General features: G+C 41.2%; 19 protein-coding genes. 18 read left to right on the top strand and 1 reads right to left on the bottom strand.

Annotated elements, in window-relative coordinates; all coding sequences use genetic code 11:
• The first annotated feature begins 326 nt into the window (after positions 1 to 326).
• From recG to fabG, 5 genes are all read left to right on the top strand, one after another.
• Complete coding sequence (gene recG, locus A6754_RS13835; protein WP_066446724.1) at positions 327 to 2,378, top strand: ATP-dependent DNA helicase RecG; 2,052 nt, start codon at positions 327 to 329, stop codon at positions 2,376 to 2,378.
• A 107-nt stretch (positions 2,379 to 2,485) separates the two neighbouring features.
• The gene (gene fapR, locus A6754_RS13830) at positions 2,486 to 3,061 is read left to right on the top strand and encodes a transcription factor FapR (protein WP_066446722.1); all 576 of its coding nucleotides are present in this window, start codon (positions 2,486 to 2,488) and stop codon (positions 3,059 to 3,061) included.
• A gap of 6 nt (positions 3,062 to 3,067) precedes the next feature.
• Entirely contained in the window at positions 3,068 to 4,060 is a 993-nt protein-coding gene (gene plsX / locus A6754_RS13825; protein ID WP_066446720.1) for a phosphate acyltransferase PlsX, read from the top strand.
• A 26-nt stretch (positions 4,061 to 4,086) separates the two neighbouring features.
• A complete protein-coding gene (fabD, locus tag A6754_RS13820; RefSeq protein WP_066446714.1) occupies positions 4,087 to 5,034 on the top strand; it encodes an ACP S-malonyltransferase in 948 nt (315 codons plus the stop codon).
• Positions 5,031 to 5,774 (top strand): 3-oxoacyl-[acyl-carrier-protein] reductase, encoded by a 744-nt coding sequence (gene fabG / locus A6754_RS13815; RefSeq protein ID WP_066446710.1) that lies wholly within the window; start codon positions 5,031 to 5,033, stop codon positions 5,772 to 5,774. Before fabD ends, fabG begins: the two co-directional genes overlap by 4 nt.
• Positions 5,775 to 6,028: 254 nt before the next feature.
• Here the strand turns inward: fabG and A6754_RS22815 are convergent, their stop codons facing one another.
• The gene (locus tag A6754_RS22815) at positions 6,029 to 6,193 is read right to left on the bottom strand and encodes a hypothetical protein (RefSeq protein ID WP_156495800.1); all 165 of its coding nucleotides are present in this window, start codon (positions 6,191 to 6,193) and stop codon (positions 6,029 to 6,031) included.
• A 107-nt stretch (positions 6,194 to 6,300) separates the two neighbouring features.
• Between A6754_RS22815 and A6754_RS13810 the strand changes: the two genes are divergently transcribed.
• The 13 genes from A6754_RS13810 to A6754_RS13750 all read left to right on the top strand — a co-directional run bounded on the left by A6754_RS13810 (position 6,301) and on the right by A6754_RS13750 (position 25,347).
• Complete coding sequence (locus tag A6754_RS13810) at positions 6,301 to 6,534, top strand: acyl carrier protein (RefSeq protein WP_066446707.1); 234 nt, start codon at positions 6,301 to 6,303, stop codon at positions 6,532 to 6,534.
• Between the two features lie 332 nt (positions 6,535 to 6,866).
• On the top strand, positions 6,867 to 7,610 hold the full coding sequence (gene rnc, locus A6754_RS13805) for a ribonuclease III (protein WP_066446701.1): 744 nt from the start codon (positions 6,867 to 6,869) through the stop codon (positions 7,608 to 7,610).
• Between the two features lie 46 nt (positions 7,611 to 7,656).
• Positions 7,657 to 11,223 (top strand): chromosome segregation protein SMC, encoded by a 3,567-nt coding sequence (smc, locus tag A6754_RS13800; protein WP_066446697.1) that lies wholly within the window; start codon positions 7,657 to 7,659, stop codon positions 11,221 to 11,223.
• A 59-nt stretch (positions 11,224 to 11,282) separates the two neighbouring features.
• On the top strand, positions 11,283 to 12,272 hold the full coding sequence (gene ftsY, locus A6754_RS13795) for a signal recognition particle-docking protein FtsY (RefSeq protein WP_066446694.1): 990 nt from the start codon (positions 11,283 to 11,285) through the stop codon (positions 12,270 to 12,272).
• Positions 12,273 to 12,564: 292 nt separating this feature from the next.
• The gene (locus tag A6754_RS13790; RefSeq protein WP_156495799.1) at positions 12,565 to 14,949 is read left to right on the top strand and encodes a DUF8725 domain-containing protein; all 2,385 of its coding nucleotides are present in this window, start codon (positions 12,565 to 12,567) and stop codon (positions 14,947 to 14,949) included.
• Complete coding sequence (locus A6754_RS13785) at positions 14,946 to 15,881, top strand: ABC transporter ATP-binding protein (protein ID WP_066446682.1); 936 nt, start codon at positions 14,946 to 14,948, stop codon at positions 15,879 to 15,881. Before A6754_RS13790 ends, A6754_RS13785 begins: the two co-directional genes overlap by 4 nt.
• A complete protein-coding gene (locus A6754_RS13780) occupies positions 15,878 to 16,726 on the top strand; it encodes an ABC transporter permease (RefSeq protein WP_066446679.1) in 849 nt (282 codons plus the stop codon). The genes A6754_RS13785 and A6754_RS13780 overlap by 4 nt, the downstream gene beginning before the upstream one ends.
• Before the next feature lie 29 nt (positions 16,727 to 16,755).
• On the top strand, positions 16,756 to 18,339 hold the full coding sequence (locus A6754_RS22810; RefSeq protein ID WP_156495798.1) for a DUF8809 domain-containing protein: 1,584 nt from the start codon (positions 16,756 to 16,758) through the stop codon (positions 18,337 to 18,339).
• A gap of 10 nt (positions 18,340 to 18,349) precedes the next feature.
• Positions 18,350 to 19,348: an AAA family ATPase gene (locus A6754_RS13770; RefSeq protein WP_066446676.1), complete on the top strand. Its 999-nt coding sequence runs from the start codon at positions 18,350 to 18,352 to the stop codon at positions 19,346 to 19,348.
• A complete protein-coding gene (locus tag A6754_RS13765; protein WP_066446674.1) occupies positions 19,348 to 20,214 on the top strand; it encodes a DUF58 domain-containing protein in 867 nt (288 codons plus the stop codon). Before A6754_RS13770 ends, A6754_RS13765 begins: the two co-directional genes overlap by 1 nt.
• Before the next feature lie 10 nt (positions 20,215 to 20,224).
• The gene (locus A6754_RS13760) at positions 20,225 to 21,991 is read left to right on the top strand and encodes a vWA domain-containing protein (RefSeq protein ID WP_066446672.1); all 1,767 of its coding nucleotides are present in this window, start codon (positions 20,225 to 20,227) and stop codon (positions 21,989 to 21,991) included.
• Positions 21,975 to 24,743, top strand: coding sequence for a VWA domain-containing protein (locus A6754_RS13755; RefSeq protein ID WP_066446671.1), 2,769 nt, complete (start codon positions 21,975 to 21,977; stop codon positions 24,741 to 24,743). Before A6754_RS13760 ends, A6754_RS13755 begins: the two co-directional genes overlap by 17 nt.
• A 271-nt stretch (positions 24,744 to 25,014) precedes the next feature.
• Complete coding sequence (locus tag A6754_RS13750) at positions 25,015 to 25,347, top strand: putative DNA-binding protein (RefSeq protein ID WP_066446668.1); 333 nt, start codon at positions 25,015 to 25,017, stop codon at positions 25,345 to 25,347.
• Positions 25,348 to 25,356 lie beyond the last annotated feature (9 nt).

Here is a 25,356-nt window from a genome sequence, read left to right as displayed (position 1 = left end):
GCCGTTTTTTTATGCCTTCATATACCTAAATGAGCATCTGAATATGAAACACGGATACTCATCTTAGTATGTTTTATTGTAATGTTCATATGAAAACTTGCATTTTATAATTCTGTAAAGCGCAGACAAAGAAAGGATAAACGAACTGCACCCAAAAGGGGTATGTGTCTCATAAGTGAACTTCATCTTAAAATGGAACGGCTGTTTGTATTTATGGTATGCTTTATAAAAGAATGAACGAAAGATAAATAATGTATGATAAAAGGTCGGGGAGGTTCAGCGGCTGCACGGCAGGGAACATCTGCATAAAAGTGCCCGCTTGCGAAATGGTAAATGACATTTTAAAACAGCCAGTAACAGTCGTTAAAGGGATTGGCGGTGAGACTGCAGAAGCACTCGCTGACATGAACATTCAGACTGTATCTGATTTGCTGGAATATTTTCCATACAGGTATGAAGACTACAGGTTGAAAGATTTAGAGAGCATAAAGCATGAAGAGCGAATCACTGTTGAAGGAATTGTTCACAGTGAACCGAGTTTAATGTACTATGGCAAAAAACGTTCAAGATTGACGCTTAGAGTGCTCATTGGCAGAGTACTTGTTCAGGCCGTCATCTTTAACCAGCCATATTTAAAAAATAAAATTACTTTAAACAGCACTGTTACACTGACTGGAAAATGGGATCAGCATCGCCAAATGATTACGGTTAATGAACTGCATGCAGGTCCATATGCGAGTGAAAAAGAATTTGAACCTGTGTATGGTGTAAAAGGGAAGGTTACTGTTAAAGGGCTGAGGAGATTTATAAACCTTGCATTCTCCCAATACGGTGAATATATATCTGAGCTGCTGCCAGAGCGTTATTTATTTTCTTATAAGCTTCTGGATCGTAAAACAGCCATGCAGATCATGCATTTTCCTTCTGGAGGAAACGACTTAAAACAAGCGCGCAGACGCTTTGTCTATGAGGAGTTTTTCTATTTTCAGTTAAAAATGCAGGCGTTGCGAAAAATGGAGAGAGAGAATTCAAACGGTGTTGCTCAATCATATGATTTAGACCAGCTCAATCATTATATAGATTCCATGCCTTTTTCACTGACAAATGCCCAGAAAAGGGTAGTGAATGAAATATTAACAGATATGAAGTCACCATTCCGGATGAATCGTCTCCTGCAGGGTGATGTTGGTTCAGGTAAAACAGCTGTGGCTTCGATTGCATTGTTTGCAAGTAAAACAGCTGGTTTTCAGGGAGCGCTAATGGTTCCAACTGAGATACTTGCCGATCAGCATGCGTCATCATTAAAAGAAATGCTAGCGCCATTAGGTGTAAAATGTGAATTGCTTACAAGCTCAATTAAAGGAAAAAGGCGGAGAGAAATCCTTGAAGAGTTAAAAAATGGCGAAATTGATATTTTAATTGGCACTCACGCCCTCATCCAAGAGGAAGTGGTGTTTAAGAACCTTGGACTTGTTATTACCGATGAACAGCACCGCTTTGGAGTGAATCAGCGCCGAGTGCTAAGAGAAAAAGGGGAAAGCCCTGATGTCCTATTTATGACAGCAACCCCGATTCCGCGTACACTTGCCATTACTGCTTTTGGCGAAATGGATGTCTCGATTATTGATGAAATGCCTGCTGGAAGAAAGGCAATTGAAACCTACTGGGCTAAACCAGACATGCTTGATCGTGTCCTGCGTTTTATGGAGAAAGAGCTGTCAAAGAATAGGCAGGTCTATGTAATCTGCCCGCTCATAGAAGAATCAGATAAGCTTGATGTTCAAAATGCCATCGATGTGCATGCAACAATGATGCAGTATTTTCAAGGCAGATACCATACAGGTTTAATGCACGGCAGGCTTCACTCTGATGAGAAGGATGCCGTAATGCAGGCGTTTAGCCGGAATGAAGTGCAAATCCTAGTTTCTACCACCGTTGTAGAGGTTGGTGTTAATGTTCCCAATGCGACCATGATGGTGATTTATGATGCCGAAAGATTTGGCCTCTCGCAGCTCCATCAGCTCCGCGGACGAGTTGGAAGGGGGGACCAGCAATCTTATTGTATTTTACTTGCCGATCCTAAATCTGAGGTTGGCAAAGAGCGGATGAAAATTATGACCGAAACGAACGATGGCTTTGTTCTAAGCGAAAAAGATTTGGAACTGCGCGGACCTGGTGACTTCTTTGGGAGAAAACAAAGCGGCTTGCCCGAGTTCAAGGTTGCTGACATGGTTCATGATTATCGCGCGCTGGAGACAGCCAGAAATGATGCTGCAGAATTGATTCAGTCAGAGTTTTTCTGGCAGGATGGTGAATATGCAGACCTTAGACAGTATCTGAAAAATAGCGGTGTACTGGAAGGCGAAAAATTAGACTGACCTCACGAGCAAAAAGGGTAAAAAGCTTATTTTTTCTTGCAATAAGCAGCGATCAATTATATACTACTATTAGTACCTAGTCTTAATATCTCGAACGGTGTGATGATATGAGGAGAAATAAAAAAGAAAGACAGCTATTATTGGCTGATACAATAAAAGAAAATCCCTTTATCACGGATGAGGAGCTGGCAGAGAAATTTTCGGTTAGTGTCCAGACCATCCGCTTGGACAGGCTTGAATTGTCGATCCCTGAATTAAGGGAGCGAATTAAGAATGTGGCAGAAAATCGTTTTGATGACGAAGTCCGCTCTTTGCCAATCGAAGAAGTGATTGGTGAGATTATCGATATCGAATTGGATAATACAGCTATTTCTTTATTTGATGTAAAACGGGAGCATGTTTTTCAAAGGAATAACATAGCGCGGGGCCACCATCTGTTTGCTCAAGCCAATTCCCTTGCAGTTGCTGTAATTGATGACGAACTTGCCTTAACTGCTAAAGCAAACATTCAATTTACCAGAGCCGTTAAAGAAGGCGAGCGGGTTGTTGCGAAAGCAAAGGTTGTTCACATAGACCATGATACAGGACGTACAGCAGTTGAAGTAAACTGCTATGTGAATACTGAACACGTATTTAAAGGTGAATTTGATATGTTCAGATCAAAAAATAATGCAAAAGGATGAATGAGCATGAAAATAGCTATTGATGCAATGGGAGGCGATCATGCGCCTAAGGAAATCGTCCTTGGTGCATTGAAAGCTGTTGAAACCTATAATGATATCGAGATCGTCCTTGTTGGGGATGAAGAGCGGATCAAACCATTATTATCCTCAAATGAACGAATCTCAATTATACATACAGATGATGTTATATTAGCTACAGATGAGCCAGTTCGAGCAGTGAGACGAAAGAAAACAGCCTCAATGGTAGTTGCCGCACAGCAGGTTGCAGATGGCGCTGCAGATGCTTGTATTTCAGCAGGTAACACCGGTGCCTTAATGGCAGCAGGATTGTTCATCGTAGGAAGAATTGAAGGGATTGAACGGCCTGCTTTATCACCAACACTGCCGACAATTGGCGGAGAAGGATTTGTTCTTCTTGATGTTGGTGCGAATGTAGATGCAAAACCTGAGCACTTAGTGCAATATGCGGTAATGGGGTCGATATACGCAGAAAAAGTGCGGGGAGTACATAAACCGAGAGTAGGACTCTTAAACATTGGCACAGAAGAAAAAAAGGGAAATGAACTGGCCAAAGCAGCTTTCGACCTTTTACAACAGCAAAGCGAAATCCATTTTATCGGAAATGTTGAAGCGCGTGACTTGCTTGATGGCGCTGCAGACGTAGTAGTAACTGATGGATTTACCGGCAATATGGTCTTAAAAACAATTGAGGGTACTGCGCTGTCGGTCTTTAAAATGTTAAAAACCACTTTAACGAGCAGCTTCAAGAGTAAAATGGCTGCAGCTCTAATCATGCCTGATTTGCGTGAATTAAAATCTAAGATGGACTATGCAGAATATGGCGGCGCGGCATTGTTTGGTCTAAAAGCCCCTGTAATTAAGGCGCACGGTTCATCAAATGCAGACGCTCTGTTTAGCGCAGTCAGACAAACAAGAGATATGGTGCAGAACAATGTGGCTGCTACAATTAAAGATGTATTAGAACAGAATCAATCATGATCGATTGATGATTTAGGAGGTTTACTATGGGAAAAATCGCCTTTGTATTTCCAGGACAAGGGTCCCAGACAGTTGGAATGGGACAAGCTTTAGCCCAAACAGATGAAGGAGTGAAAGCTATTTTTGATGCTGCTGATACTGCATTGAATTTCTCACTTTCATCTATTATTTTTGAAGGTCCAAAGGAAACACTGACACAAACAGCAAATACACAGCCGGCTTTATTAACAACTAGCATGGCAATCCTGCATCATTTTCAGAAACAAGGCATCACAGCAGACTATGTTGCGGGTCATAGTTTGGGAGAGTATTCAGCTTTAGTTGCAGCAGGAGCGATCTCTTTTGAAGATGCAGTGGCTGCGGTTCGAAAACGCGGTGAACTGATGGAAGAAGCTGTGCCAAATGGCGAAGGTGCCATGGCAGCTGTCTTAGGGCTTGATCGTGAAAAGCTTGCTGAAGTAACGGCTGAAATTTCAGTTATGGGCAACGCTGTTCAGCTGGCAAACTTAAATTGTCCTGGTCAAATTGTTATTTCCGGCTCAAAAAAAGGAATAGAATTGGCCACTGTAAAAGCAAAAGAAGCTGGCGCAAAGCGTGTATTGCCACTTGAAGTAAGCGGGCCGTTTCATTCATCATTAATGAAGCCAGCAGCAGAGAAATTTAAATCTGTCATTGATGGAATTGCTGTAAAAGAGGCATTGATTCCGGTACTTGCTAATGTAAATGCAAAAGCAATGACTTCACCTGAAGATATTAAAATTAATTTAGTGGAGCAGCTTTATTCTCCTGTTCTTTGGGAAGATTCAGTTCGGGAGATGATTGCATTAGGTGTTGATACTTTTATTGAAATTGGTCCTGGAAAAGTTCTTTCCGGCTTAGTGAAAAAAATTGATCGATCAGTTAAAACCTATGCTGTATCTGATGAAGAATCATGTTTGGCAGCATTGGAAGCATTAAAGGAGGAAGCACAATGAAATTGAAGGGAAAAGCGGCAATCGTAACAGGAGCATCTCGCGGCATTGGGAAAGAGATTGCATTGGAATTAGCACGTCAGGGTGCCAATGTAGTTGTTAACTATGCTGGAAGTGAACAGCGTGCCAATGAAGTAGTTGATGAGATTAAAGCATTGGGCACTGAAGCCTTCGCAATCCATTGTGATGTAGCAAGCAGTGAGTCAGTAACAGATATGGTAAAAGCGGCGATCGAAAAATTTGGCACCATTGACATTCTGGTTAACAATGCTGGGATTACAAGAGACAACTTATTGATGCGAATGAAGGAAGATGAATGGGATGATGTCATCAATACGAATCTAAAGGGTGTCTTCTTATGCACGAAAGCTGTAACAAGACAAATGATGAAACAGCGCAGCGGAAGAATTATTAATATCTCTTCGATTGTAGGAGTGAGCGGAAATCCCGGACAAGCGAACTATGTGGCTGCTAAAGCTGGCGTAATTGGTTTAACTAAAACTGCTGCCAAGGAGCTTGCGACTAGAGGAATTACTGTTAACGCTGTTGCTCCTGGTTTTATTACAACAGATATGACCGATCAGCTTGCTGAAGATGTTAAAGAGATGATGCTGAAGCAGATCCCTCTTGCACGTTTTGGTGAGCCGTCTGATATTGCGAATGTTGTTACATTCCTAGCATCAGAAGACAGCCGCTATATGACAGGTCAAACCCTTCATATTGACGGCGGAATGGTTATGTAACTATTATGGTGCGATGCTGTTCTTAGAAAATCACTATTAAGAGTCCTTCTTCATGACCTTCATAAGAAGGAACTATTTTTATGTTGAACTAGCGAAAAATAAGAGGAGATTTTTCCCCTATTTCAAGAAATGAGCTATTTTCGAGTGAAATAAGCGGAGATTTTCCGGTTATGGTGATAAAAATCGTCCATTTACACGTTTTTCGCCTAGTTAGACGGAATTCCTCCGTCTATTTAAGCTCATTTTAAGTGATTTTACGATTTAAGCGGAATTTCTCCGCCTAATTTTGAGATTTGTACCTCTTTAGGTGCTTTAGGAACAGACATAAAGACATGCCTGGCTGATTGAAAAAAGGTACGAACATCATGCTCAGCACCTGCCAGCAGGAAAGTGAGTATTCTGAACGAATCTTTGTACATTTAAGCGATCACAACAAAGTTTGCAATAATAGCACTGAAAAAATAAAGATAGACGTTTATTAATTGATTAAAATACTCTATAATGTCTTGAGGGGAGGTGAACAAGCATGGCAGAAGTATTAGAACGTGTAACAAAGATTATCGTTGACCGTCTTGGTGTAGAAGAATCCGAAGTGAAATTGGAAGCTTCTTTCAAGGATGATCTTGGCGCTGATTCCCTTGACGTAGTTGAACTAGTAATGGAATTGGAAGATGAGTTCGATATGGAGATCTCTGATGACGACGCTGAAAAGATTGCTACAGTGGGTGACGCTGTTAACTACATACAAGCACAGCAGTAATCGTCTTTCTTGAAATGGCATGAGGGAGAGCATCTCCCTCATCCATTACAATTGTGTTTATTGTCCGCTATTACTTGTACTTTCAGAAAGTTAAGTGCAGCAACGCCATAGTCGTTTGCCTTGCAGGCTTGACGATCGGCAAGTGTTTACGGTAGCGGTTAACAGGTAATATCGGACAGTAAATACGTTTCTGCAGTGATATTACCATAACTTGGGAGCTGATAAGCTTTCCAAGTTTCTTTGTGTTTTTTTTCATTTTCGCTTAAAATCAAACTATCACTGACAGGCTGTTTCCTGGAAAATTTAAATTATGGAACAAGGTGGATGCAAAAATGCGCTATTACAATAAAGAGAAAGATAAAAGAACATCACGCGCAAATGATAAAAGGTTCAAAGAATTTCAAGAAAATAAAGGAATTATTTTTCGCAATGAAAAATTGTTAAAACAGGCATTTACACATTCTTCATATGTGAATGAGCATCGCAGAAAGCCTTATGAAGATAATGAACGGCTTGAATTTTTGGGAGATGCTGTTTTGGAGCTGACTGTTTCGAAATTCCTCTATATTAAATATCCAATGATGAGCGAAGGAGAACTGACGAAGCTGAGAGCTGCTGTTGTCTGTGAGCCTTCATTAGTTGCTTTTGCAAATGAACTTTCATTTGGAGAGCTTATTCTTCTCGGAAAAGGAGAGGAAATGACTGGAGGCAGATCGAGACCTGCACTGCTGGCGGATGTTTTTGAAGCGTTCATTGGGGCTTTATATTTAGATCAGGGAATTGATACGGTTGTCGATTTTCTTGAAAAGGCGGTATTCCCGAAAATTGATGCTGGAGCTTTTTCACATGTGATGGATTTCAAAAGTCAGCTTCAGGAGCTGATTCAGCGTGATGGTTCAGGAGCAATAGAGTATAAGATATTAATGGAAAAAGGTCCTGCTCATAACCGGGAATTTGTTTCAACCGTTTCTTTAAATGGAGCAGAGCTTGGCACAGGTACAGGACGATCAAAAAAAGAAGCAGAACAGCATGCTGCCCAAATGGCTCTGCAGGTTTTAAAAAACCATATCAACTAAACAGATTTTTTCAGCATGAAAGATGGAGAGGCTAGGGGGAGCAAACTTGTTATTAAAACGGCTAGATATAGTAGGGTTTAAATCATTTGCCGAGCGGATTGCGGTTGATTTTGTCCCTGGAGTAACAGCAGTCGTCGGCCCAAACGGAAGCGGAAAAAGCAACGTAACCGATGCTATTCGCTGGGTTTTAGGAGAACAGTCGGCCAAGTCACTGCGCGGGGCTAAGATGGAGGATATTATCTTTTCTGGCAGTGATTCAAGAAGACCGCTCAATTTCGCCGAGGTTAGCTTAACATTAGAAAATGAGGATCATTTTCTGCCAATCGAATACAATGAAGTCAGTGTTACACGCCGTGTTTACCGTTCTGGCGACAGTGAGTTTTTTATCAACAAACAGCCATGCCGTTTAAAAGACATCGTTGATCTGTTTATGGATTCCGGGTTAGGAAAAGAAGCGTTTTCGATTATTAGCCAAGGGCGTGTTGAAGAAATTTTAAACAGCAAACCTGAAGAGCGGAGAACGATTTTTGAAGAAGCTGCCGGCGTTTTAAAATATAAAACGAGAAAGAAAAAAGCAGAAGGCAAACTTTTCGAATCTCAGGAAAATTTAAACAGGGTTAACGATATTTTGCATGAACTGGAAGGACAGGTTGAACCGCTGAAAATTCAAGCCTCTATTGCGAAAGATTACTTGCAGCAAAAGGAAGAGCTTGAACAGATTGAAGTGGCTCTGACAGTTTATGAAATCGAGGAATTATATGAAAAATGGCAGAGATTATCCGTTCAGCTTGAAAAACAGCAGCAGGATGAACTGCAGCTGACAAGTGCCATTCAAGCAAAAGAAGCTAAAATTGAGCAGATGCGTGATCATGCAGGAGCTCTGGATGAGTCTGTCAATGATCTGCAAAATATTCTCCTTCATGCCAGTGAGGAACTGGAAAAGCTTGAAGGCCGAAAAGAAGTATTAAAGGAACGGAAAAAAAATGCCTCACAAAATAAAGAACAGCTGGCAAAATCCATTGAAGAACTAACAGAAAGAATTGCTCAGCTACAAGTTCAAAAAGATGAACTGCAGGCAGCTAAGGATCAATTGCAATCTGAAGCAAATCTCCTTAAGAAACAATTGACTGAGAAACAGGAGCAGCTAAAGCTTTTTGCAGAAGATAACGAACAGGTTATTGAATCATTAAAAAGTGAATATATTGAGATTTTAAATAAACAAGCTGCGTCCAAAAATGAAATGCAAATGATTTCTCGTCAATTAAGCCAGCAGGATGCAAGAAATGAAAAACTCGAACTTGATAATGAAAAGTTCATTGAAGAACGCTCACTGATTTCCGAACGTAAACTGCAGGCAGAAAACGGACTAAGTGAAGTGCACGCTGCCTTGGAAGAACAAATTCACCTGTTCCGCGAAGCACAGAAAAAGGCTGAAGCAGTAAAAAACAATTATGAAAAGCAAGAGAAGACCCTTTATCAGGCGTATCAATATTTACAGCAGGGCAAATCAAGACAAGAGATGCTTGAAGAGCTCGAGGATGATTATTCCGGTTTCTTCCAAGGGGTAAAGGAAGTTTTAAAAGCAAGAGGAAACAAACTAAATGGCATTGAAGGTGCTGTTGCTGAATTGATTTCCGTTCCAAAACAGTACGAAACCGCCATTGAAATTGCATTAGGCGGAGCGATGCAGCATGTTATTGTTCAAACCGAGCAGGATGGCCGCAGTGCGATACAATACTTAAAAGGCAATGGATATGGACGTGCGACATTTTTGCCTTTGAATGTCATGAAGGCGAAGTTCCTGCAGGCTAATCAGCAGCAGGCTGTGTCTGGTCATGATGCGTTTGTTGGACAAGCATCATCTCTGATTGAATATAACAGCAAATATGCTGCAGCAATTGAAAGCTTGCTTGGAAATGTAGTCATTGCCACAGATTTAAAAGGTGCCAATGAACTGGCTAAACTGCTATCTTATCGGGTTCGGATTGTGACACTTGATGGAGATGTCGTAAATCCAGGCGGATCTATGACGGGCGGGGCTATTAAGCAAAAGAATTCTTCGATTTTAAGCAGAAAAAGCGAATTAGAGGAACTAAAAGCAAGGATCACTGATATGGAAGGAAAAACTGCTTCGCTGGAAGATCTGGTCAAAAAGCTAAAGCAGGATGTACAGCAGCAGGCAGACCAATTGGAGATTCTGAAAGAAAAGGGAGAGCATCTGCGTTTACAAGAACAAAGAATGAAAGAGGATCTCCGTGAGATTGAATATGAGGAAAAAAGGATAAATGAACGTTTATCCATCTATGATCTCGATAAGGCACAGTATAGTGAGGATAAAGACAATCTTGTGTCAAGGCAGAAAATCCTGCAGCAGGAGCTGCAGCAATTCGAAGTTCAAACAGCAGAGCTTGATGAACAGATTCGTCTTTTAACAGAACGGAAATTTACAGATCAAACGTCTAAAGAAGCGCTGCTCGCTGAAATTAGTGACTTAAAGATTACTTTTGCAGCGAAAAGTGAACAGCTAAATAGTGCAGCTGAAAGGCTGAATCACACTGTAAACGAATGGACCTCGTCCTCAGATAAGCTAAACTTAATTCAGGATGATTTAAAGCTTTTATCGTCAGAAATGACGAACAGCTCTTCAGGAGAAATTCAGCTTGAAGAGGCAGCTAACCGAAAGCTGCAGGATAAAAATGAAACGGTCAGTCTGATTGCAAGCAGAAGAGCTGAACGATTAAAGCTGCAGACAGAGCTTGAGGATTTAGAGCTTGAAGCGAAAGAATTGAAACGCACGCATAAAGGCTTAAGTATTGCTCTGAAAGATGATGAGGTGAAGCTCAATCGAATTGATGTTGAGCTTGAAACACGCCTTGCTCATCTGCGGGAAGAATATTTATTATCGTTTGATGCTGCGAAAGAAGCTTACCCGCTAACGATTGATGCTGAAGAGGCTCGTAAAAAGGTTCGCCTCATTAGAATGTCAATCGATGAGCTCGGCACCGTTAATCTTGGTGCAATTGAGGAATATGAGCGTGTGTCTGAACGTTATGAATTCCTGCTAGAGCAAAAAAACGACCTGCAGGAAGCAAAAGATACGTTATACCAGGTTATTGATGAAATGGACATTGAAATGAAAAGAAGGTTTGAGCAAACATTTAACGGCATCCGTTTTCACTTTGAATCTGTGTTTCAGTCACTGTTTGGCGGCGGCCGAGCCGATTTGCGCTTAACCGATCCTGAAGACCTTTTGAATACAGGTGTTGAAATTGTTGCACAGCCGCCAGGGAAAAAGCTGCAGAATCTTGGTTTATTATCAGGTGGTGAACGGGCTCTGACAGCCATTGGATTATTATTTTCAATTTTAAAAGTAAGACCTGTTCCATTTTGTATTCTCGATGAAGTAGAAGCTGCCCTTGATGAAGCCAATGTCCATCGGTATGCACAATATTTAAAACGATATAGCGGTGAAACACAGTTTATCGTCATAACACACCGCAAAGGGACAATGGAGCTTGCAGATGTACTGTATGGCATTACCATGCAGGAGTCTGGCGTTTCTAAGCTTGTTTCTGTAAGACTTGATGAATCACGGGAAATGGTTCCGCTCTAAGGTTCAGCCGGGGAAATTCCCCGGCATACATATATAAAGCCAATAAAGGATGTGACCAAATGAGTTTTTTCAAAAAATTAAAAGAGAAGATTACGAAACAAACAGACAGTGTAACAGAGAAATTTAAAGAAGGCTTAACGAAAACACGTGATAATTTTTCAGGCAAGGTGAATGATCTTGTTGCTCGTTACCGAAAAGTAGATGAAGACTTCTTTGAAGAGCTTGAAGAGATATTAATACAAGCGGATGTCGGTTTTGATACTGTTATGAAGCTTGTCGATGAGCTAAAACTCGAAGTGAAGCGGAAAAACATTCAGGATCCTGCAGAAGTACAAGATGTTATTTCTGAAAAGCTGGTTGAGATTTATGAACAGGGAGGCAACTCATCTTCTGCTTTAAATATTCAAGAAGGCGAATTAACGGTTATCCTTTTTGTTGGTGTAAACGGTGTTGGGAAAACTACAACCATCGGTAAACTTGCTCATAAATTCAAAAACGAAGGCAAAAAAGTGGTATTAGCTGCGGGAGATACGTTCCGTGCAGGGGCCATTGAACAGCTTGAAGTGTGGGGTGAGCGTGTCGGCGTTGAGGTCATTAAGCAAGGCGCAGGTTCTGATCCTGCTGCGGTAATGTACGATGCTGTGCAGGCGGCGAAGTCACGCCAGGCTGATATCCTTATTTGTGATACAGCTGGACGTCTGCAAAACAAAGTCAATCTGATGAAAGAGCTGGAAAAAGTCAAAAGAGTCATAGAACGTGAAATTCCAGGTGCTCCTCATGAAGTTTTACTTGCCCTTGATGCCACTACAGGCCAAAATGCAATGCTTCAAGCCAAAACCTTTAAGGAAGCAACAAATGTTACAGGTATTGTGCTAACAAAGCTGGATGGAACGGCAAAAGGCGGAATTGTCATTGCCATCCGAAACGAACTCGACATTCCGGTTAAATTCGTCGGACTAGGTGAAAAAATGGATGACCTTCAGGAATTTAACGCCGAGCAATACGTCTATGGCCTATTTGCCGACAACGTTGAAAAAGCAGAAGAATAAACACTTTCAAATATCATTTTATTCAAAAATGCTGACCCGAACTATTAACAGATTTTTTTAATGATCTGTAAAATAGTTCGGGTTTTTTTGTGTTTATAGGTCGCAAATTTTGAGAGCCTGGCTGTAATGAAAATTTTTATAAACAGTACAAATAAAAAAACTTCCCAGCAAGTGAAGGGGTATATCCTTTTCCTTTCGTCTATTATGTAGATGAAAAAATTGTAAAAACATGAACACTAATTGCAATTTATAACGTCTATATTATTGAAGATAGCTATGGAGGGGTATGCAGATGAAAAAAACAAAGATATTGATTTTGCTATTATGTTCGTTATTCTTTTTTTCTTATCTTTTCCCGCAGCAGGTTTCTGCTGCAGAAAAATCCGGCTTAACCATTACGGTTGACGAAGGTTTTGATGGGAAAGTGAAACGGGGAGAAGGCTTTCCAGTTGTTCTAACTGTCGAAAATTCAGGAGAAGATTTTAGCGGAAGTGTGCTAGTTAGCTTTTATCCTTCCTACAACTCGGGAGGTTCTATTCCTGTAAAAATTGAAGTGCCTGCGGGAGAAACTAGAACATTTCAACTATCACTTCCTGGCATGACAGAAGATCATCAATCCTATTATCAAAATGAACCGTCCATTCATGTTTTTGAAGGAGACTGGAAGGATGGGAAACAGCTTACATATAAAGGCGATAAAGCCGTTAAGCCGAAGTTTATTGATGATGCCACTACATTTATTGGTGTATTAAGCGAAAACTACGACCGGCTTAAGGAGCTGAGGACTACATCATCTGCGACAATGGCAGAATTAAACCCAGACATATTGCCAGCACAAGCAATGGGATTAGAATCTATTGATGTCATGATTGTTGATGAATTTTCATTATCACAGCTCAGTGACGCTCAGCAAACCGCTTTAAAAGAATGGATCAAAGTGGGCGGCACGCTCATTGCGGGAGCTGCACCGGATGCACAAGCCACATACGGTGAATTATTTGAACTATTGCCAATGAAACCTGATAAGGAGTCAGACGCTTCCGCGGAGTTTTTAAAACTCGGATCTTCTATTGAAGAATTGCCTTTTAATGAAATTCCATTTTTTACAGGCGAAGTGGCAGAAGGTGCCGAAGTATTAATCAAAAATGGGGAGCTGCCTGCTGTTGTAAGATCATTATACGGCAGCGGTATGATCCTGCAAAGCAGCTTTTCACTCGGGGATGAACCTCTCTCTGCCTGGAAGGACTATGATACATGGTTTGTAAACTTATTAAAGTTTAGTGATGCCGGTCAAATATCGAATGCAAACATGCATGGAGGCTTTTATGATTCGCTATATTGGGAGTTTGCAGAAGCGAATGAATATTTCCCTGCATCAACTGTTTCAATTGAACAGCTTATTGGGTTACTGGCAGTCTATATCATTATAGTTGTACCTATCTTGTATTTTGTCCTGCGTAAAATGGATAAACGAGAGCATTCCTGGTGGGTTATTCCTGCCCTTTCAATCCTAATGGCAGCAGTCATTTTTACAATCGGGGCAAAGGATCGGATCTCTCAGGCACAGTTAAACCAAATGGGCGTTTACTACGAGGAAAACAATCAGTTATCCGGTTTGCAGGCGGCTACATTGCTATCAAATACAGGCGGTGAATATGCCATTGAATATCCTAGCGGAGCATTCCGTCCTGTCAGCGGCGGCGGTGGGGGCAATTCCCTTTATGATCCAATGAGAGGTGCAATCTTCGCTGAGCAAGTAAAAACCAGTTCTGTCATTTTTCCAAAGATGGATTATTGGTCCACACAAACCATTTATGGCAAAGCAAATCAAGCTGCTGAAGGCGGATTTGCTTCTGAATTAACATTATCAGACAAAATATTAACAGGGACAATCACTAATCATTATGATTATGATTTTTCAGAGGTTTTTATTTGGTCGGGTTCACAGAAAATTAAGCTTGGTGCCTTGAAAAAAGGAGAAACCTTGGAGGTTAATAAACAAATTAATCAATCCATTTTAACGAAACCAACATCAAATGGATACGGCGGAATCAACTATAATCAATCAGATATTGATAAGGTAAAGCGCGAGCAGCTTGAATATTCAGCCGTCAACTATGTTTTAAATGAGCATATGGAAGCAGCAAAGCCGGTGATTGCCGGAATCACTTCACAGTCTGTCATTGATGTAACGGTAGCTGATAAGGATGAAAAGCAAAATAATATCAACATGATCCTCTCTTCAGCAGATGTGCAGCAAAACATAACTGGTGCCTTCACTTTAAAGCAAGAGACCTTAAAGACGGACCTTCAGGCAATCTCAGGACATATTTATGAAGAAATGATGTATGGAACAGATTATGAGGTTAATCTTGATAATGGAGAATATGAGTATAAGATCGAATTGCCCGAACAGCTTAAAGGAAAAGATGTGACACTGACTGAGCTAAAGCTTGCTTTCCGAAATCCAACAATTGAATATTCGCTTTTAAACGCTGCTTCAGACGAATGGCTGCCGCTGGAATCAGATAAAACAGCCACGTTAAAGGAAAGTGACAGTGTGAATGAATTTGTATCTCCAGAAGGAGTGATCGTCTTGAAATTAACGAAAAACACGGGTGGAGATCCTTATGTACAAATGCCGAATATCAGTATTAAAGGAGAAGTAGCCCCATGATCGAAATTATGAACTTAACAAAGGAATACGGGAGCTTTAAAGCGCTGGATTCATTGAATTTAAAAATTGAAAAAGGGACGGTTTTTGGATTTGTCGGTCAAAACGGAGCAGGAAAGTCTACCACTTTTTCTATACTTGCAACACTATTAGCTCCCTCTTCTGGAACTGCCTATGTAAATGGCTATAATGTGCAAAAGGAACCTCGGGAGGTAAGGAAGCAAATTGGTTATATGCCTGACTTCTTTGGTGTTTATGACCAATTAAAGGCAGATGAATATTTGCATTTTTACGGAGCGAGCTATGGAATTCCATATCAGGAAAGAGAAAAATTGATTCCGCAGCTGCTCGAACTTGTTAATTTATCGCATAAAAGAGATTCATATGTTGACTTGCTTTCAAGAGGGATGAAGCAGCGGCTTTGCCTCGCGCGCTGTCTCATTCATGATCCAGAAGTGCTGATCTTAGATGAACCAGCCTCCGGATTAGATCCCCGTGCCCGCATCGAAATGAGGGAGATTTTAAAAGAGTTAAAAACAATGGGCAAAACGATTCTTATATCCTCACATATTTTGCCTGAGCTTGCCGAAATGTGTGACCAAATCGGTGTAATTGATCAAGGAAAGCTAGTAGCTGAAGGATCGGTCGCTGATATTCAAGATAAGTTAAGAGGAGAAAAAATCATTTTTGTCAAAGTACAATCAAGCCTGCGCGAAACGGTGTCCTTTTTCGAGGATGATCCGTTTATCTCAAATGTACAGTTAATGGACGATGATCATACAATCCGCTTTATTTATAAAGGCAGCGCTGAAGAGCAGACGGCATTACTAAAAAATGCGATGGTGAAAGGATTGCCGATTACCAGCTTTGCTGAAGAAGAGGCTGACCTGGAAGATATCTTTATGGAAATTACAAAGGGGGTTGAAATGTCGTGAAAAATTTCGTCATAAATCCTGTCTTAAATAAAGAGTTCAAGCTGCGCTTCCGTTCATTTAAAAGCTACCTGGGGATATTATTTTATTTATTGGCGCTTGGAATTATTATTATTGGGTTCGTTTTTATTCAATCGCTTTCCAATAGCTTTGGGTTGTTTAAACCGGAAGAAAGCAAAATGATGTTTATGCTGTTAAGTATGCTGCAGCTTGCTTTGATTTTATTTATTACTCCCGGTTTGACTGCAGGAGTGATCAGCAGTGAACGTGAACGGCAAACATTAAATATGATGCTGACCACTACACAAAGCTCAACAAGCATCATTTTAAGCAAGCTTGTTTCCGCTATTTCCTATTTACTCTTGCTGATTGTGGCAAGCCTGCCATTATACAGCTTCGTCTTTTTGTATGGAGGCATTTCACCAGCTCAAATGCTGACAACCATTGCATTCTATGTTTTTACCATTATCGCATTTGGCAGTCTTGGTGTGCTATTTTCTACTCTCATTCGCAAAACGATTGTCTCGATGGTTACCGCATATGGGTTAACGATGTTTTTGGCAGGCGGTACCGCTTTTCTGACTTTGCTGCTTATGCAGCTTGGCTATAATTATAGCGGCAATCCTTCCAATGTACAGCATGTGCCTTTTGCTTATTTTGCTGCGATGCTAAATCCGGCAATTGCTCTGTTTGGTACGTTTGAGCCAGAAATCATTGACGAAATCACAAATGTGACGGGCATTGAATTTCCTTTATGGGCAGCCTATTTGATTTCGTACACAGTTATAACAGCAGGAGCAATTTTCTTTAGTATTAAGAAGCTTCGTCCAAATATGAAAAAAGGTTAATGGAAATGAAATGAAAAGGACTGATTGCGATGGAAGATCGCCAGCAATTTGCTAAACTGCTGAAGCCTGTAAAAAACCAGCTATTCTTATTGCTTACGCTAAAAGAACTGCAATGGCTATCGATATTTGCTGCAGGCGGGAGTCTGGTGCTGTTCATAGCTGCACGTTTTATTACACTTCCTTTTTTACGGTACTACATTTATAGTCTTGCTTTTCTTTTTATTCTTGCCCTTTTCGTTCGAGTCATTTTAAAAAGTCCGGATGATAAGCAGGCTGCGCTCGTTTTTAATCATTATGTTCCGGATGACCGGGTAATTTCGGCCTATTCCTTCCAAAATGAATCCGGGGAGCTGGCTCAGCTCCAGCTTGCTGATACAGTGGAAAAAATGAAGCATGCGGAATCTTCCGTTTTAAAAAGGAAGAAAAAGTTTTTTTATCCAAAGTGGCTGGCGGCAGCTGCTCTTATGTTCCTATGTGCAGCACTGTTATACATGTTCCCTAATGACAAAATGGATGCTGCCGGAGAACGGGAAAAAGAGATCAAACTGGCATCCGAAATGAACAAGGAACTAGAGAAAAAGATAGATGCAGAAAAAAATAAAGAGGTTAAGAAATCACTGGAAAAAGTAAAAGAAAAACTCGCTGAAACAAAATCAGCCGAAAAAGCAATGGAGGAAATGCAAAAACAGTTGAAAAATATGGAATTACAAGCGTTGAAGGCAAAGGAGAAACAAACTGCACTGCAAAACTTTCAAAAAGATGCAAAAAAGAATGATTTAGCCAGTCTTGGTGAAAAGCTGGATCAGAAGAATATAGAAGAGATCAAAAAAGAGTTGAAAAGCTTAAATGATAATTATGACAAGCTATCTGAGCAACAAAAGCAGGCATTAGAAAGTATTACTGACAAGAATGAACAGCTTTCAGAAGAGGAACTTGCTAAAGCAGCAGAACAGCTGGAACAGCTGCTTCAATCTGAGGAGTTTTTAGATCAGCTTGCTGCCGCCCAAAACTCATTATTAAATACTGGCACTGCCCTTCAGAAACAGCTGGCAGCCAGCGGTCTTTCTGCATCTCAGCTTGCTTTATCATCAAATGCCAGCACTGGAGAAGGAACAGCTCCTAATTCTCAAGATGGAGAAGGGGCAAATGGTGAAGGGGATGGTGAAGGAGATAGTGAAGGTGATGGGGAAGGAACAGGTTCCGGCTCAGGTTCTGGTTCTGGTTCCGGCTCAGGTTCTGGTTCTGGTTCCGGTTCAGGCTCAGGTTCAGGCTCAGGTTCTGGTTCAGGCTCTGGTTCAGGCTCCGGCTCTGGTTCGGGCTCCGGAACAGGCAGCGGTGCGGGCCTTGGACAGGGATCACGTGAACTGCTTACCGTACCACAATCTCTTGATGGAAAGGTTAATAGAGAAACCGATAACGGAAAGCTTGGCCAGGGGACACCATCGCAGCAGTTTGAAGCAGATGGTCCTGTATTAAAGGGGAATATCCGCCCTTATAGTGAAGTATATGGGGAATATGAACGGGCATATCGGGAAAGTGCGGATCGATATAAGCTGCCGGCAGATTTAGAGGATATTGTTAAAAATTATTTTACAAATATTGATCCGAGCTAGGAGTGGTAATATGTCAGCAATTGAAGAAAAAGCACAAACCTTCGCGCAAGCAAGTGAAATGTATCTGAAGGTAAAAGAAGAAATTCAATCTTTTATCGTTGGACAGGATGAAGTCATTGATCATGTGATTTGGAGTATTTTTGGAGGCGGGCATGTCCTGTTGGAGGGATTGCCTGGTTTAGGAAAGACGATGCTGATCAAAACGATATCAGAATGTCTGGACCTATCTTTCTCTCGTATCCAATTTACACCGGACATTATGCCTTCAGATATTACAGGCACGATGCTCCTGCAGCCAGATGTAGATGGAAAGCAGCAGTTTTCATTTCATGAGGGGCCGCTTTTTGCCAATATTGTATTAGCAGATGAAATTAACCGGGCGACACCAAAGACGCAAAGTGCACTGCTTGAAGCGATGGGGGAAAAAACGGTTACAATTATGGGCGAAACGAAGCAAATGGAAAAGCCATTTTTTGTTTTGGCAACACAAAATCCAATTGATATGGAAGGAACTTATCCGCTTCCTGAAGCACAAACGGACAGATTTATGTGTAAGGTAAATGTTTCGTACCCAACGAAGCAGGAATTGCTAGAAATTGTGAAAAGAACGACTGGACCAGTAACGAAAAAGCTGCAAGTTGTAGCGAAAAAAGAAGAAGTGATCAAGCTGCAGCAGCTTGCTAAAGAAATACTTGTTTCAGATGAGATCATTGAATATGCTGTCAAAATCATTTCAGCTTCCCATCCTAATACAGAGGATGCCAGTGAAAGTGTTCGCAAATATGTGCAATATGGAAGCGGGCCGCGTGGTGTACAAAGCTTAATATCAATGGCAAAAGCTCGGGCAATGTGTCTTGGTCGCTATCATGTGTCCATTGGCGATTTGAAACAAGTTGCCTTCCCGGTTTTGCGTCATCGCCTGATTCTTAATTTTGAAGGAGAAGCAAACGGAGTGGCTCCTGATGAGATCATTGAAGAAATCCTGGCGGCAGCTGGAGAGATTCAGTAATGAGTAAAACATACAGCTATCTGGGGAAGCTTCAAAAAAAGAAGCTGCTTGTTAAGACGAAGAAAAGAGGATTGCATGCAGGCTCAAGGCAATCAGCACGCTTTGGTTCTTCTCTTGAGTTTTCAGATTTTAGAGCCTATCAGCTTGGTGATGATGTCAGGCAAATTGATTGGAATGTGTATGGGAGAACTCAAAAGCATTATATAAAACGGTTTCTGGATGAACAGGAATTATCAATCAGCATCTATTTAGACGGTACTGCTTCAATGCAAAAGGCAGAGAAGAAATGGGAAATGGCCCGCGAACTGGCTGCTGCATTGTCATATACGGTTCTATCAAGTGATGATCGGCTTTATTTTGCAGCAATATCTGGTGAATATATTCAGCCTGTGAAAAAAAGAGGAGCCATATACAGCAGAAAAGTATTTTTAGACATTCTGCATCTGCAGGCCCAAGGAGTATCTGGAGCATTTTGGACAGCCTTGCCAAAGGTGATCAGCAAGAAAGAGCAGCTTTCCGTTCTGATCTCAGATGGTCTCGAACCTCTGTCTGTGATGGAAGAGGTCTTTCAACAGCTTGCGGCACTTAAGCAAGAGTTCTGGCTGATTCAAGTATTAAGCTCAGAAGAATTGTTTCCGGACTATTCAGGCGATTTAAAGCTTTTGGATGCTGAAAACGGCACGGTTGTAAATGTGAGTATGAATTCTGCCATTTTAACAGAATACAAGACTAGAATTCGTCAACATAATAAAGAATTAGAATCTTTATGCAAAAAGTATGGAGGTCATTATTTATTGGCAGCAGATGACCGTGATCTGCAGACAATTTTATTTACAGACCTTCCGGCAAAAGGGCTTATGAGATGAGGTGTCATATATGCAGTTTATAAGTCCGCTTTATTTCTCACTGATCCTGTTTTTAGGTGCCGTCATTTTATTTTATTTTTTCCGTAAGCAATATACCGAAAAGTCTGTATCATCAAATATGCTCTGGCAGCAGACGCTGAATGAGTGGCAGGCTTCGCCGTTTTTGAAAAAAATGCAGCAAAATCTATTGTTCTGGCTGCAGATTTTAGCACTTTTATTGCTGATGCTTGCCTTAACAGGCCCAGTTTTCAAGCAAAATGCCGTTGTTGGTGATGACGTCATCTTTGTGATTGATACATCAGCCTCTATGTCAGCGGATTTTCAGGAAAAAGATCGCTTTACAGCTGCAAAAAATGAAATGCTCCAAATTACAGATATTCTGAATGGACAAAATGTTACGATCATCCAAGCAGGTCAGCAGCCTCAGATATTGTTAAACAAAGAAAGCAATAAAAGTCATGCAGAACAAGTGATTACTTCTCTGGAATTGACCTATGATCACGAATCAATGGATGAAGCATTGCGCCTGGCTAATTCACTGGCAGGAGAAGGTAGTGCTATTCATGTTTTTTCTGACAATGTCGAAGAAGAATTGGCAGCCGATGAACTTCCTGAACGTTATGTGCAGGTGCATAACATAGGAGAGAATGATGTGAATCTGTCATTAATTTCATTTGGTGTAACCTATACGGAGGGCAGGACTAGCGGCGTCGCTGTCATTGAAAATCAAAGTAATGAAGTACAAAATGCAGAGTTTTCCATTCTGGGAGAAGAACAGCAATTATTTCAACAATCGGTCGAAATTGAAGCTGGAGAAAGGGAAATCATCCAAGTTGGTGAATTAAAAGAACAGCCGCTATATGAAGGGGTCATCTCTACGAAGGATTCCTACAGTGCCGATAATCAGCTGACCGCCGTTTTATCAAGCGGATCACCGCAGGTTTATAGTTTAGGTGAAACCAGTTCATTTGCTGTACGGGGATTTGAAACCATTGGGGCCGAGGTGATTCAAGCGGCCGTTGGAGAATGGGATCAAGATAATGGGCAGGGTATCATTCTCGCAGAAGGAGATACATTGGAAGAGCTGCCGAATTTGCCAGCAATCTATTTTCACTCCTCAGCAGAGAAAGTAGAACTGAATGAAGCTGTAACTATACAGGAAGATCAGCTGCTGCAATACGTTGACCATGACTCCCTCTATATTGGGCAAGCATCAGAACCTCTTGAAGGAAATTGGGAAACAATCATGCAAAGCGGGAACCATCCGCTGATTCAAAAAGGAAGTCATAATGGACAGCCTTTAATAATTGTCAATTTTTCATTATCAGATTCAGATTGGCCCCTGCATCCAGGTTTTCCAATCTTTTTATTTAATGCATACGAATGGCTTTCTCAAGAAACAGATTTTCTTGGGTATTACCAGCCTGGAGAAGAAAAATGGCTGAATGTGAGCAGTTCTATGCAAAGTATTGATATTTTTAATATTGAAGATGAAAACTTGTATTCTTTAAATTTAGAAAATGAAAGCTTTAGAGCACCAGTCCAGCCTGGTTCCTATCAGGCTGTGTCTCAAGATCATATTTATCATTTTGCGGTTGCGCTTGATGAAAGAGAGAAGCAGATCACATCTGGCCAATCGTTTACGTTAAATGCAAGAACGCTAGAGGCAAAACAAGCATCAAGTGTTAATGAGTCATTATGGTTCTGGCTCGCGCTGATTGCCCTTGTTTTCATAGCAATCGAGTGGGAGGTATACAGGCGTGGGCATCGAGTTTAAATATCCGTATCTATTATTATTGCTGATTCCTGCAGCACTTCTCATCTTTTTATATATGAGACAAGCAATGAAATCGAGCCAGCGAGGATTTTCTTTAATAGCTATTATTAGAAGCCTGGTGTTTGTGTTGCTAATAGGTGCATTAGCAATTCCTCAGCTGCTGCTTCCTTTAAAAGGAGAAACAGTTGTATTTCTGACAGATCGATCTGCCAGTGTAAAGGATGCCGACTCCATCTCATTAGGATGGATTGAGGAGGCTGCAGCAAATAAAGGAGAAGACGATCAGCATGCCGTTGCCGCTTTTGGGGAAGATATCGTTCTCGAACAAAATCTCAGTGGAGATCAATCCAGTATCACACAATATAATGGAAAGCTTAATCCTGCCGAAACGAACCTGGAAGCTGCCCTTTCGTTTGCTTCTACCATGATTCCCAATCAGGCAGGCGGCCGGATCGTTGTTTTTTCAGATGGAAATGAAACATCCGGACGCAGTGAGAATGCAATACAATTATTGAAAAACCGCGGAATCGAAATTGATTACATGGCATTGCCGAGTGTAACAGGAGAGGACCTTGCTATTTCGAATGTAGCTCTTTCTCCTTCTATTTATCTGGGAGAAGAAGTTCCGATTACGGTAACCATTGACAGCAATACCGAAAAACAAGCGGACATTCGCCTTTCTGTCAATAATCAGGAGGTCATTCAGGAAAAGGTTAACGTTAAAGAAGGAACAAATTTATACAGCTTCCGCTACAAAGCTGCAGAGGGCGGGATGAATGTATTTAAGGCGGAAGTAGCAGCAGTTGGCGACACTTTTACAGAAAACAATGTCATGCATGCCATCTCAACTGTTCAAGCAGCCCCAAAACTGCTGATTGTCCAGAATGAAGAAACTTCACAGCTGCCATCTGTATTTGAGGATGCTGGTCTTGAAACAGATGTACTGACACCTGAAAAGCTGCCTACGTCACTATCAGGATACTTATCATATCAATCTATTTTGTTTAATAACGTAGCAGCTACATCAATTACTGAGCAGCAGATGACTTTAATAGAGCAAGCAGTCAGAGAATTTGGTGTCGGGTTTGTGATGGCTGGAGGAGATGAAAGCTTTGGTCTAGGCGGTTATTTTAAAACACCAATCGAAAAGCTGCTTCCTGTTGATATGGATATTAAAGGAAAGAAAGAAATGCCTTCTCTTGGTTTGATGATCGTATTGGACCGATCCGGCAGCATGAGCGGAAATAAACTCGAACTAGCCAAGGAAGCGGCCGCACGTTCTGTTGAACTTCTCAGGGACGAAGATACCCTTGGTTTCATAGCATTTGATGACAGACCTTGGGAAATTGTCGAAACTGGACCTTTAAAAGATAAAGAAGATACGGTCGATAAAATCCGCTCTGTCACACCTGGTGGCGGTACAGAAATATACAGTTCATTAGAAATGGCTTATGAAGAGCTGGAAGAGTTAAAGCTGCAGCGTAAACACATTATTTTACTGACAGATGGCCAATCGGCGACAAATAATGATTATGAAAGCTTAATTGAAGAAGGAAAAGAGGGTAATATTACACTATCCACTGTTGCATTAGGCGGAGATGCGGATCGTGCCCTGCTGGAGGAATTAGCTTCATTGGGAACTGGGCGTTTTTATGATGTTGCCGATTCTTCTGTTATTCCAAGTATTTTATCTCGGGAGACAGTCATGGCAACAAGAACCTATATCGAAGACCAGCCGTTTTATCCTGCCATCGGGCCATATCCTGATTGGCAGGGGCTGTTTAATGATGGAGTGCCGCAGATGAATGCTTACATTGCCACAACAGCAAAAGACCGGGCACTGGTGCCGCTATTAAGCGAGAAAGAGGATCCTGTGCTCGCTCAGTGGAGGTATGGGATGGGGCAAAGTATCGCTTTTACATCTGACCTCACTGGAAAGTGGTCTGGCGATTGGGCTAGATGGGGGAATTGGCCGCAGTTTCTAAATGAAATGGTAACGAAAACGCTGCCGCAGTTTGAGTCTGAACCTTTTAGCATTACAGTTAATAAAACAGCTGGAAATACAGTGTTAACTGTTGAATCACAGTCGAAGCAATCTCTGCCGATTGAAGCATCGATTATCTCTGAAGACGGTGATGAAGTCGATGTCAGTACAAATATTGTAGCGCCGGGAGAATATGAAATTGTTGTTCCCGAATCGTCTGGCATGTATTTTTTATCAATTGCACAAACAGATGAAACTGGGCAGCAGCATGCCTTTCAAACAGGCTTTACAATTCCTTACTCGGATGAATATCTAATACAAGGTACAAATGAGGATGTTCTGAAAAAGCTGGCTGAGGAAACGGGCGGCAAGAAACTGGAACAGCCTGAGGAAGCATTCCGGCCGCTTGCAGAAGCTGCTTATGATGTTCAGCCAATCAGTAAAATGCTGCTGCTAGCTGCTTTCTTGCTCTTTTTTAGTGAAATTGCCATCAGGCGATTTGGATTGCATTACCTGCTTTTGAAAAAATGGAGCAATCGTACAAAGAAGAAAGAAAATGTCCAGCCTTCAGCAATTCAGCAAAAGCGGGAACAGCCTAAAAAAACTGGAGATAAGAAAGAAGTAAAACCAGCAGCTGAGGCACCTGCAAAGGCTCAAACTGAAAAATCAAATGAAAAACATAAGCCAAAGCCGAAGACCATGACGCCAAACGAACGAGCGGAAAATATGACCCGGCTTTTGGATGCGAAAAATAGAAAGAAAAGATAAAAAGAAAGAAAAACACATTATTTTGTAAAAGGTCAACCCGGTCAGACTATACGACCGGGTTTTCTTTTTAGCTTTCATGAAGTTAAGTGTAAGTCCAGTTGATCTTCTTTCAAGCTTTCCAGTCGGCAAATTTCCTTTGCAAAAGGTTGAATCCGCAGCAATCTGTGTCTTAACTCTTATGCTTGATTTGCTTGGCTTTTTCTTGACACACTACTTTGAACTATGTAAACTGAACATGTAAAGGCTTTTCACTTAACAAGGGGGTATGCTTATGTTAGAAAAGACGACGAGAATGAATTATTTGTATGATTTTTATCAGTCGCTGCTAACTCCAAAGCAAAGAAGCTACATGTCCTTGTATTATTTGGATGATTATTCTCTCGGTGAAATTGCTGAAGAGTACGAGGTTAGCCGTCAGGCTGTTTATGATAATATTAAACGTACAGAAGCAATGCTAGAAGAATATGAAGAAAAGCTGCTATTGCTGCAAAAATTTCAAGAGCGCAATAAACTGATTGCACAAATCAAGGAACTTTTAACTGAAGAAAATCCTTCAAAGCAAACAATCGGTGAAGCGGTTGCAGAGCTTGAGAAATTAGATTAGGAGGCGGCA

This window comes from Cytobacillus gottheilii (assembly GCF_001636345.1).
Taxonomy (GTDB): Bacteria; Bacillota; Bacilli; order Bacillales; family Cytobacillaceae; genus Cytobacillus; species Cytobacillus gottheilii.
This window is presented reverse-complemented; position numbering and strand designations above follow the sequence as displayed.

Coding starts and splice junctions, on each gene's coding strand:
- recG (WP_066446724.1), top strand. CDS start 327: ATGGTAAATGACATTTTAAAACAGCCAGTAACAGTCGTTAAAGGGATT.
- fapR (WP_066446722.1), top strand. CDS start 2,486: ATGAGGAGAAATAAAAAAGAAAGACAGCTATTATTGGCTGATACAATA.
- plsX (WP_066446720.1), top strand. CDS start 3,068: ATGAAAATAGCTATTGATGCAATGGGAGGCGATCATGCGCCTAAGGAA.
- fabD (WP_066446714.1), top strand. CDS start 4,087: ATGGGAAAAATCGCCTTTGTATTTCCAGGACAAGGGTCCCAGACAGTT.
- fabG (WP_066446710.1), top strand. CDS start 5,031: ATGAAATTGAAGGGAAAAGCGGCAATCGTAACAGGAGCATCTCGCGGC.
- A6754_RS22815 (WP_156495800.1), bottom strand. CDS start 6,193: ATGTACAAAGATTCGTTCAGAATACTCACTTTCCTGCTGGCAGGTGCT.
- A6754_RS13810 (WP_066446707.1), top strand. CDS start 6,301: ATGGCAGAAGTATTAGAACGTGTAACAAAGATTATCGTTGACCGTCTT.
- rnc (WP_066446701.1), top strand. CDS start 6,867: ATGCGCTATTACAATAAAGAGAAAGATAAAAGAACATCACGCGCAAAT.
- ftsY (WP_066446694.1), top strand. CDS start 11,283: ATGAGTTTTTTCAAAAAATTAAAAGAGAAGATTACGAAACAAACAGAC.
- A6754_RS13790 (WP_156495799.1), top strand. CDS start 12,565: ATGAAAAAAACAAAGATATTGATTTTGCTATTATGTTCGTTATTCTTT.
- A6754_RS13785 (WP_066446682.1), top strand. CDS start 14,946: ATGATCGAAATTATGAACTTAACAAAGGAATACGGGAGCTTTAAAGCG.
- A6754_RS22810 (WP_156495798.1), top strand. CDS start 16,756: ATGGAAGATCGCCAGCAATTTGCTAAACTGCTGAAGCCTGTAAAAAAC.
- A6754_RS13770 (WP_066446676.1), top strand. CDS start 18,350: ATGTCAGCAATTGAAGAAAAAGCACAAACCTTCGCGCAAGCAAGTGAA.
- A6754_RS13765 (WP_066446674.1), top strand. CDS start 19,348: ATGAGTAAAACATACAGCTATCTGGGGAAGCTTCAAAAAAAGAAGCTG.
- A6754_RS13760 (WP_066446672.1), top strand. CDS start 20,225: ATGCAGTTTATAAGTCCGCTTTATTTCTCACTGATCCTGTTTTTAGGT.
- A6754_RS13750 (WP_066446668.1), top strand. CDS start 25,015: ATGTTAGAAAAGACGACGAGAATGAATTATTTGTATGATTTTTATCAG.